This is a genomic window from Veillonella sp. KGMB01456, from assembly GCF_023051165.1.
GTDB lineage: Bacteria > Bacillota > Negativicutes > Veillonellales > Veillonellaceae > Veillonella_A.
Window position 1 is genome coordinate 1 of sequence record NZ_JALKIG010000057.1, and the last position, 10,194, is coordinate 10,194.

At 41.5% G+C, this 10,194-nt stretch carries 7 protein-coding genes; 6 read left to right on the forward strand and 1 reads right to left on the reverse strand.

The annotated features are described in order from the left end of the window. Positions 1 to 111: 111 nt before the first annotated feature. From MXE28_RS10750 to MXE28_RS10765, 4 genes are all read left to right on the forward strand, one after another. Complete coding sequence (locus MXE28_RS10750; RefSeq protein ID WP_348644769.1) at positions 112 to 1,044, forward strand: ImmA/IrrE family metallo-endopeptidase; 933 nt, start codon at positions 112 to 114, stop codon at positions 1,042 to 1,044. Between the two features lie 156 nt (positions 1,045 to 1,200). Further along, a complete protein-coding gene (locus MXE28_RS10755; protein WP_021841378.1) occupies positions 1,201 to 2,256 on the forward strand; it encodes a tyrosine-type recombinase/integrase in 1,056 nt (351 codons plus the stop codon). 373 nt (positions 2,257 to 2,629) lie between these two features. After that, positions 2,630 to 3,904 (forward strand): ammonium transporter, encoded by a 1,275-nt coding sequence (locus tag MXE28_RS10760; RefSeq protein ID WP_281493545.1) that lies wholly within the window; start codon positions 2,630 to 2,632, stop codon positions 3,902 to 3,904. 81 nt (positions 3,905 to 3,985) lie between these two features. Next, a complete protein-coding gene (locus MXE28_RS10765; RefSeq protein WP_226974666.1) occupies positions 3,986 to 4,339 on the forward strand; it encodes a P-II family nitrogen regulator in 354 nt (117 codons plus the stop codon). Positions 4,340 to 4,552: 213 nt separating this feature from the next. Here MXE28_RS10765 and nifJ read toward each other — a convergent pair whose 3' ends face one another. Continuing rightward, positions 4,553 to 8,083 carry a pyruvate:ferredoxin (flavodoxin) oxidoreductase gene (gene nifJ / locus MXE28_RS10770; RefSeq protein WP_021840825.1) on the reverse strand — a complete coding sequence of 1,177 codons (3,531 nt, stop codon included), beginning with the start codon at positions 8,081 to 8,083 and terminating at the stop codon, positions 4,553 to 4,555. Between the two features lie 624 nt (positions 8,084 to 8,707). On the opposite strand from nifJ, the gene MXE28_RS10775 reads away from it, so the two are divergent. Both MXE28_RS10775 and MXE28_RS10780 read left to right on the forward strand, forming a co-directional pair. Beyond that, positions 8,708 to 9,637 (forward strand): LysR family transcriptional regulator, encoded by a 930-nt coding sequence (locus tag MXE28_RS10775; protein ID WP_021840826.1) that lies wholly within the window; start codon positions 8,708 to 8,710, stop codon positions 9,635 to 9,637. A gap of 5 nt (positions 9,638 to 9,642) precedes the next feature. Further along, entirely contained in the window at positions 9,643 to 10,104 is a 462-nt protein-coding gene (locus tag MXE28_RS10780) for a hypothetical protein (RefSeq protein WP_156704235.1), read from the forward strand. Positions 10,105 to 10,194: the final 90 nt, after the last annotated feature.

Below are 10,194 nucleotides of genomic sequence, written 5' to 3' on the forward strand. Positions count from 1 at the left end.
TCGGTATTCACTATGGATTTTTTTATGTGTTCAATTTCATTGTACAATTAACCTAATATTTATAAGATTAAAAATATTAAATGTTTCTCCTTAAGTGAAGCGGCACCACTGATTTCATTATATCCAAATTTATCTAACCTTCTTACAAAAGATGCTTTTGACAAAAATGATATGGACGCTTTTACGACTATTATCCCTAATTTTGGTTACGTTACGTTCTATGATGACCAAAAATCAGATGATAGAATTAGATTTACGTTAGCACATGAACTTGGGCATATTCTACTTAATCATTGTATTGACTTTGAAGAAACTTTGTATTTTCGTTCAGGTTTATCTGCAGCACAATACAAAGTATTAGAAAGAGAAGCTGATACATTTGCAGGAGCTTTTATCCGTCCCGCAAGACTTGTTCGCCTTTTAAATAGTATCTACCAAAAACTACACATTGCGGAAATTCAAGCAATTTTTAATATATCCTATTCTGCAGCCAATGCTTGTATAAATATCGTTAAAAAGCTAAATGTTTTACAAGAAAAAAATAATATTAACTTCTTCTTTCAAACGCAATTTTTTGACTTCATTAATGCAAGTTATTGTATTAATTGTCACTACCGCTTTACATCTAAGTCTCCAAATTATTGCCCAATTTGTGGAAAGCACAACCTATTATGGTATAATACTAATTTATACATTTATGACTTTATAGAATTAGATTACGGAGAAATTCCCATTATGGACTACAAAACATATCCCCAAAATATAGATAACGGAAGAACAGAAACATGCCCACGTTGCGAACTCGAAAACATAGATTCTGATTGGAACTACTGCCCGATTTGTTCGCTACCTACTCAAAATGTCTGTGAAGACTGCGGGGAAAAATTAGATCCGCATTTTCGATATTGTCCTAAGTGTGGAAAAGAAAGCCTTTATTTTAAAGAAAAAGCTCTAACATCATGGAAAGATGAATACGACACACAGCATAGTTCCCCTACAACAACTGAAGCATCCTCCTGGGATGAGGATACCATCCCCTTCTAATCAATTAAAATAAAAAAATCCCCCACCCGCGGCAACGGATGAGGGATTCATATACAACACCTGGAGAAGTGCCGCATACTCAGTAATTTAATTATATCACGGTACACGCTCCAGGTCTATTAACCATACCTATTTTTAGACAGGAGCGTGATTTTTATGCGAAGAGCGAATGGAACAGGTTCTGTATATAAAATGAAACACAAACCGCTACGTAAGCCCTACCGGGCTGTTATTACCGTTGCGGAAGACGAAGAAGGCCGTATGATTCGAAAAACTGTTGGAACATTTCGTACGGCCCGTGAAGCCTTAGACTTTTTGAAAGATTATAACGGCGATCCTAAAACATTTGATTATCAGAATATTACTTTTGGGCAATGCTTTAAATGGATGATGGAGGACAAGGTACGTCGTGGCAACAGTAAGTCATCGATAGACAACTATAAAATGGCGGAAAAACGTTTGATGGAGTTAATGGACATGCCTATATGCGAGATACGCCTCGTTCATTTACAACGTATCATAGATGATAACAAAGCGTCTTCTCGGTCAGCCATTGATAAAATTGTAGCGGCCATGTCAGGTACATTTACTGCGGCCATAAAAAATGATATTGAAGTCAAGGACTACTCTAAATACGTGGTACGTCCCCCTGCTGAAGAGAGGAATATTCATAAACCGTATACACCGGAAGAGATATTAACCTTATGGCAGAATCAAAATGAAGGTATTAATAAACTCAAGCTTATTTACATCTACACCGGAATGCGGCCACGAGAGTTAATCAATTTACGAGTTGAGGACACGCATTTAAAGGAAGGTTATGTTATTGGGGGAAGTAAAACTAAATCCGGTAAAAACCGAGTCATCCCTATCGCCAAGTGCATACTGCCCTTTATGTTCGAACTTATTAATCAAGCTCGGTTTAAACATCATGAAACGCTATACGGTGTTATAGGGCAATATGAGAAATTGATACGTCATTGGAAGAAGGACGGTCACCTACCCCACGACGGCAGGCACACGTTCGCAACAATGGCGTCGAATGCGGATATTAAACAGCACATCATAAAACTTATCATAGGTCATAGTATCAAAGATGTTACCGAAGGCACCTACACACATAAAACAATACAACAATTAGTCGATGCTGTAGAACTTCTACCTACTCAAAAAAATTTATTACCGGTTGAGCAACGGTTGAGTAACAAGTAGAAAATCGTACATAAAAGAGCCTAACCTATAAACGAGAAAGCCTGTAACCATGCGTGGTTACGGGCTTTTTAAATTTAGTAGGCGTGTTAGTTACTCATATTATAAGACGTGCCATTCAAATTAGCAATATAAGCCGTTCCCCTTATAATACAGCCTTGCCGCATGTTCTGCTGACGCTTATATACTCAAAAATAAAACAGCTGTAACTTAATTTCAAAAAATCGATTTCTATAGTCTATAAAACATGTTGACATATGTAGCGACATGTTATAGTATGTACGTGTAAGCTTACAAACAGAATAGTTAGGTAACGGCGCCTAGTCCTCAGATGATTCTGAGACTAGGCGCTTTTTGTTTATGAAAGGAGTTTATTATGGTTACTATCGATACAGGTAATACGGCCTGGGTACTCGTGGCGGCAACCTTGGTGTTCTTTATGACGCCGGGCCTTGCCTTGTTTTATGGCGGTATGGAACGCAGTAAAAATGTACTTAATACAATCATGGATAGTTTCTTTTTAATTGGTGTGGTTTCCGTGGAATTTATGCTGATAGGCTACACCTTAATTTTCGGTAGCGATGTTGATGGTGTCATTGGCAATCTTGATAAAATAGGCCTTATCGGAACGCAAAATAATATTATGGATGGCGTGAATATTCCGGAAATGGCTTTTGTTGCCTTCCAATGCATGTTTGCCGTAATTACACCGGCCATTATGAGTGGTTCTATTACAGGGCGCATGCGTTTTGCTCCTTTTGTCGTATTTTCTGTCATTTGGTCCTTATTAGTGTATAATACTATGGCTCATTGGGTATGGGGCGGCGGCTTCCTCGCTCAATTAGGAGCGCTCGACTTTGCCGGCGGTCTTGTTATTCATATATTATCCGGTGTTTCCGGCCTGGTCCTTTGCTTACTATTAGGACGGCGTCGCGGTTATGGACGCATGCCGATGTTACCTCATCATTTGCCAATGACCGTTCTCGGCGGTGCCATATTATGGTTCGGTTGGTTTGGTTTTAACGCCGGTTCCGCTCTCGGAGCCGGACCGCTGGCCGCCAATGCTCTGGTAACAACTCAAATAGCGGCAGCTATCGGTGTTGTCGGTTGGGTATTGGCCGAACGATATCATCGCGGCAAACCGACTGTATTGGGCGCTGTATCCGGTGGCGTAGCAGGACTTGTTGCCATCACACCGGCAGCCGGTTTTGTAACACCTGTCGCTGCTATTTTCGTCGGTTTAATCGGCGCTATCTGCTGCTATGTGGCGGTAGCTATTTTGAAAAATAAGCTCGGCTATGATGACTCCCTTGACGCCTTCGGTATTCATGGTGTAGGCGGCATGTGGGGCGCTATTGCTACCGGATTATTTGCTACGGTTAGTGTCAATCCGGATGGTGCCGACGGTTTGTTCTATGGCGGCGATTTATTGTTGCCTCAATTGGTTTCTATCATTGTAGCTGTTCTCTTTTCTATTATCGGTACTGTTGTCATTTTTAAAGTAGTCAGTCTCTTTATGGATATGCGTGTCAGCATCGGTGCTGAATCCTTAGGCGTTGATATTAGTGAACATGGTGAAGAAGCATATAATCAATCTGAATTTAAAAGTAGCGGCCGTTTTATTACGTCCGATCACCATTCACTGGTTTAAGATGGTTTTCATGAAAAATAGAATTTACCAACGGTACAATACTGTTAATTAACATACAAAGGATGTGGTAGCGTGAAACGGATGAAAAAAGTAGATATAATAGCCCGCGCAGAACAATTAGAAGATCTAAAAGAAGCTTTGAATCGTATAGGCGTTCAAGGTATGACGGTGTCTCAAGTATTTGGCTGTGGTTTGCAAAAAGGACATACCGAAGTCTATCGCGGCAAAGAATATACAGTAAATTTAGTGCCTATGGTTAAAGTTGAAACTGTTGTATGTGATATACCGGTCGATCTGGTAATGGATACGGCCCGTGATACTTTGCAGACCGGTGAAGTTGGAGATGGTAAGATTTTTGTATATGACGTGGAAGATGCTATGCGGATTCGAACCGGTACGCGCGGTACTAACGCGGTGACTGATGATGAAATATAATAAATGCGGTTTGAAGCTATGTTCGTAGCTTCAAACCGCATTTTTACTATATTTGTAGAAGTAAACAACGCCTAAATTTTACAAAGAAACATACAAAAACCGCAAGGGCTTCTAAGAAACCCTTGCGGTTTTGTATTACAGGAATTACTGTTTACCGCTAGACGGTAACCTCACAATTGCTTGCTTGGCTAACAGTCAAAACCTAAATTTTTATTATTGTACTTCGTCAAAACCTTTTTGAAGGCGTACATAGCTCTTACGACGTTCAATAGCGTCACGTTCAGTTTTAGCGAACAATTCTTCAGCCATTTCAGGAGCAGCTTTCTTCAAGGATGCATAACGAACTTCGTTCATTAAGAAATCACGGAAGTTTTCAGTTGGTTCTTTGGAATCCAAGCTGAATGGGTTTTTGCCTGCTTCTTTAAGAGCTGGGTTGTAACGATAGAGATCCCAGTAACCGGCTGCAACAGCACGACGTTGTTCTTCCTGAGCGTTACCCATACCGCCTTTAATACCATGGTTAATACATGGAGCGTAAGCGATAATCAAGGATGGACCTGGATATGCTTCAGCTTCGGTAATAGCTTTCATCAACTGGTTCTTATCAGCACCCATGGATACTTGTGCTACATATACGTAACCATAAGACATAGCCATCATGCCAAGGTCTTTCTTCTTAGTACGTTTACCGCTGGCAGCGAACTGAGCTACGGCAGCTGTATGAGTGGATTTAGAAGACTGACCACCGGTATTGGAGTAAACTTCGGTATCGAATACGAATACGTTGATGTCTTCGCCGGATGCCAATACATGGTCAAGACCACCGAAACCGATATCGTAAGCCCAACCGTCACCACCGAAGATCCACTGGGAACGTTTAACTAAGTATTGTTTCTTAGCCAACATTTCTTTAACTTCAGGAGTCTGTTCAGCAGCTTCTAATTCTTTAACTAAAGCAGCAACGCGTTCACGGGAACCTTCGCCCTGGTCTTTAGCTTCTACCCAGTTTTCAATAGCTTCTTTCAAGCTTGGAGCTGCATTTTCAGCAATTACTTGAGCAGTTTCAGCCAACTGAGCGCGAACTTTGTTAGCACCGATTAACATACCATAGCCGTATTCAGCGTTGTCTTCGAACAAGGAGTTAGCCCATGCAGGACCAAAGCCGGCTTGGTTAGTAGTGTATGGAGATGCAGGCATGGAAGCACCCCAGATGGAGGAACAACCGGTAGCATTAGCAATAACCATACGGTCACCGAACAATTGAGTAATCAAACGAGCATATGGAGTTTCACCACAACCTGCGCAAGCACCGGAGAACTCGAGAAGTGGAGTTTCGAACTGGCTGCCTTTAACAGTTTCTTTCTTCATTGGGTTTGGTTTTACAGGTAATTTAACTGCATAATCCCAAGTTTCAGCAAATTCCATTTCGCCGTCGATAGGACGCATTTCAATAGCTTTGCCTTTAGGGGAAGGACAGATATTTACACAGTTGGAGCAACCTAAGCAGTCAAGTGGAGATACAGCAATACGGAATTGAAGATCTTTAGCACCTAAAGCTGGGATTGCTTCGAAGTTGTCAGGACCGGCAGCTACTTCTTCAGCTGTTGCCAATACAGGACGGATAGTTGCGTGCGGACATACGAACGCACATTGGTTACATTGGATACAGTTTTCTTTGATCCAGTGTGGAACGAAGAGAGCAGCACCACGTTTTTCATAAGCAGCAGTACCGGCAGGTAAAGTACCATCTTCGAAACCGGTGAAAGTACTTACAGGTAAATCATAACCTGCTTGAGCATTTACTGGTTTAGCAATGTTTTCTACATAGCTTGGGCAAGACTGGCAACCAGGTTTAACTGCTTTTTCACCGTTGTCAACTGCGTCTTTCCAAGATGCAGGAACGTCGATTTTAACAAGAGCGTCAACGCCTTTGTCGATAGCAGCGTTGTTCATGTCAACAACGTTCTGACCTTTTTTACCGTAAGTTTTTTCTACGGAATCTTTAAGGTATTCAATAGCTTTATCAACAGGGATGATGTTTGTCAATTTGAAGAATGCAGACTGACAAATCATGTTGATACGGCCGCCTAAGCCGATTTCACGAGCAATTTCAGCAGCATTGATGATGTAGAAATTTAATTCTTTTTCAGCAATGGTACGACGAAGTTTTGCAGGTAATTTTTCTTCTAATTCTTCAGGAGTCCAAGTACAGTTCAAGAGGAATGTACCGCCTTTTTTGATACCGCGAAGGAGGTCATATTCATGAACATAGGACTGACGATGACAAGCGATGAATTCAGGTTCGGTTACGAGGTAAGGTTTGTTGATTGGAGTCTTACCGAAACGAAGGTGAGACATCGTTACGCCACCGGATTTTTTGGAGTCATAGTCGAAGTATGCTTGAGCATACATATCAGTGTGGTCACCGATGATTTTGATAGCGGATTTGTTGGCACCTACAGTACCGTCAGAACCGAAGCCCCAGAATTTGCAGCCTGTTAAGCCTTCTGCAGTAACAGATACGCCTTCAGCACGTTTCAAGGAAAAGTTGGTTACATCGTCTTCGATGCCCAAAGTGAAGAAACGTTTAGGAGCGTCAGCAAGCATGTTATCGAATACGGACACGATGTCGGCAGGGATAACGTCTTTGGAGCTCAAACCGTAACGACCGCCATATACTTTAGCATTGATGTCGTTCTGTACTAAAGCAGCTTGTACGTCGAGGAATAAAGGTTCAGCCAAAGCACCAGGTTCTTTAGTGCGGTCTAATACAGCAACGCGTTCTACTGTCTTAGGCAAAGCAGCTACGAAACGATCGGTAGCGAATGGACGGAACAAATGAACTGTTACCATACCAACTTTGCGGCCTTGTTTATTCAAGTAGTCAACTGTTTCTTCTACTACTTGGCAGCTGGAACCCATAGCTACGATAACGTCAGTAGCATCAGGAGCACCATGGTAGTTGAACAACTGATAGTTACGGCCGGTAATTTTGTTGATTTCAGCCATGTAGTGTTCTACTACGTTAGGAACTTCAAGGTAGAATGGGTTGGAAGCTTCGCGATGCTGGAAGTAAATATCAGGGTTTTCAGCAGTACCGCGAGTTACAGGCGCATCAGGATTCAAAGCGCGTTTGCGGAATTCTTCAACTGCTTCCATATCTACTAATGGTTTTAATTCGTCATAGTCAAGAACTTCAATTTTCTGAATTTCATGAGAAGTACGGAAACCATCGAAGAAGTTGATGAAAGGTACGCGAGTTTTAATAGCTGTCAAGTGAGCTACAGGGGAAAGGTCCATAACTTCCTGTACAGATGCTTCGGAAAGCATTGCACAACCTGCTGCACGAGACGCCATAACGTCCTGGTGGTCACCAAAAATGGCCAATGCGTGTGCTGCAAGAGCACGAGCTGCTACATGGAATACGCCCGGTAATAATTCACCGGCAACTTTGTACAAGTTAGGGAGCATTAACAATAAACCTTGAGAGGAAGTAAATGTAGTTGTTAAAGCACCTGCTTGTAAGGAACCGTGTACAGCAGCGGCAGCACCGGCTTCAGATTGCATTTCTACAACCTGTACAGTATGGCCGAAAATGTTTTTACGACCTGTAGCTGCCCAGTCATCAACGTGTTCCGGCATTGGAGAAGATGGAGTGATTGGGAAAATCGCTGCTACTTCAGTAAAACCGTATGCAATGTGAGCCGCAGCCTGGTTGCCGTCCATAGTTTTCATTTTACGCATGTTAAAAAAGCCTCCTTAAGCATTAAGAATGAGTTTTACACTTGCTTACCCTTATTATCTCAGGAACAAATTCCCCCGCACCTAGCGCATATCTATGTCCATTACTGCATAAACGCACGATAAGACCCTATAGTATAATGAATACACTATAGGATTCAATTTTATACCGCGTATAAATTTTTGACATACATATTGGCAAATCACTTCTAATTCGCATTACTTCTACATTGTAAGCAACAAAGGACGTTAAATTTAATGCATTCTTTGTCGTAATTTTCGTAAAAGCATTGCCTATCTTGCAAAAATGTAATAATATAATAGTTATTAAAACTCTTTTGCATTTGGAGGACCTATTTCATTCCTAAAATAACAATTCGATATAGCCTCATGCTTTAATTATACAATTATAACGTGCATATAGCAACTGAAAGAGGCGTATCGGACTTGCTAATTATGAGATGTTGAGTTGATATTTTTTCATAGGTTCTCAATATTGCGAATGCTTTTCAATAAGATATTTTTCGCCCCCTCAACCGCTCCATTTGGTTCGAGGTATGACTATAACGCATTCTTGAAAAGCAGCTTCGAGTTTTTCATATATTATTTAACTAGTCGAGGTGTATTATGGATTTTCATCATTTAAAGTACTTTGTAGAAGTAGCCGATCAAAAAAGCTTCAGTAAGGCAGCTCGCAATCTGCATATTTCCCAGTCCGCCATCAGCCGTACCATCAAGGCTTTGGAAGATGAATTGGGCGTCGTTTTGTTCATGCGTAATGCCAAATCTGTAGAGTTAACTGACGGCGGCACTATTTTCTTAACACATGCCAAACGGGTTGTATTTATGTTTGAGCATTTAAAAGTAGATTTTGAGAACGAATTTCGTTTGGAACAAGGCTCTATTCTCATCGGTTTACCACCGATTACGGATGCACCGATTTTTGCGCAGCTCTTGGGCGAATTTAAACGTGCTTATCCGCAGATTGAATTGGAATTATATGAACACGGTTCCAAGAAAATCGAACTTAGCGTACAAGAAGGTCTTATCGACATCGGTATTATTTGTACCAAACCAAATCCTAAAGAATTTGAATCTTTCTACCTCACCAGCGATCCGTTGTGTGTAATCTTACCACGCGATAACCCGCTCGCTAAAGAAAAAGAAATCTCCCTTGATATGTTATCCGAAGAATCCTTCGTACTCCACAAAGACGATTTCAATCTTCATGATGAAGTTGTTAAATCTTGTAAACATGCCGGCTTCCAACCGCACATCGTCTTTGAAACCAGCCAGCGCGACCTCATGCTGCAGACTGTAGGGGCTCATTTGGCCATCGCTTTATTGCCTAGCCGCCTCTGCCCTACTAAAGGTGAAAACACTAAAGTTGGTACCAGCGTAGTGGTTCGTCCGTTGGTTCGTCCTGAAATTACTCATACTTTATATGTAATCTGGAAAAAAGGTCATTATTTATCTCATGCGTCCCGCTTGTGGCTTGACTTCGTAACGGCTAAATTGCCGTTGCCAAGCGGTTCTATTGCAACTGAAGGGAAATAAGCGCTATGAGTGAGGAACGCCCTCGCCATCAAAGAATTAAAAATATAGGCAACTATTTGTTGCAAACGGTAAAAAAGACCGGCTTTTGGCTCTGCCTTATTATTATCGCCATGGCCGGTTATATAGCCTACCAACAGGCTCAAATCGATGAGTTGGCCACCCAGGTTTACGGTCAACACAATATGAGTGATTCGGACAGTTTCGACTATCGGATCACTAATCTGGAACATATCAGTAACGCCCATGCAGCCCGATTAAAAGAAACGGAAAAAGATATATGGATATTGCGCAAGGAAATCGATAATCTCCAGTGGCGCCTCATGCAGTTGGAATGGATTCATCCGGAAATAACGGTTCCGCAAGCAGAGCCCACTAAACCATCACTGAAAGATTTCAACAGTAATCCGGGCAATGTTCCGTTCCCGTTAAAACCGGACGAAAGTATTATGAGTAATGAAACGCCTTAATCACGCACACCTCAGTGGTTAGGCATAGAAAAACTAGAGTTATAGGACAAAAAGTGTGTGTAGAAAGTGCTGCAAACTTAGATAAATACT

What these genes read in the sequence shown, in the direction of transcription:
- MXE28_RS10755 (WP_021841378.1), top strand. Translation starts at nt 1,201, where the DNA reads ATGCGAAGAGCGAATGGAACAGGTTCTGTATATAAAATGAAACACAAA.
- MXE28_RS10760 (WP_281493545.1), top strand. Translation starts at nt 2,630, where the DNA reads ATGGTTACTATCGATACAGGTAATACGGCCTGGGTACTCGTGGCGGCA.
- MXE28_RS10765 (WP_226974666.1), top strand. Translation starts at nt 3,986, where the DNA reads ATGAAAAAAGTAGATATAATAGCCCGCGCAGAACAATTAGAAGATCTA.
- nifJ (WP_021840825.1), bottom strand. Translation starts at nt 8,083, where the DNA reads ATGCGTAAAATGAAAACTATGGACGGCAACCAGGCTGCGGCTCACATT.
- MXE28_RS10775 (WP_021840826.1), top strand. Translation starts at nt 8,708, where the DNA reads ATGGATTTTCATCATTTAAAGTACTTTGTAGAAGTAGCCGATCAAAAA.
- MXE28_RS10780 (WP_156704235.1), top strand. Translation starts at nt 9,643, where the DNA reads ATGAGTGAGGAACGCCCTCGCCATCAAAGAATTAAAAATATAGGCAAC.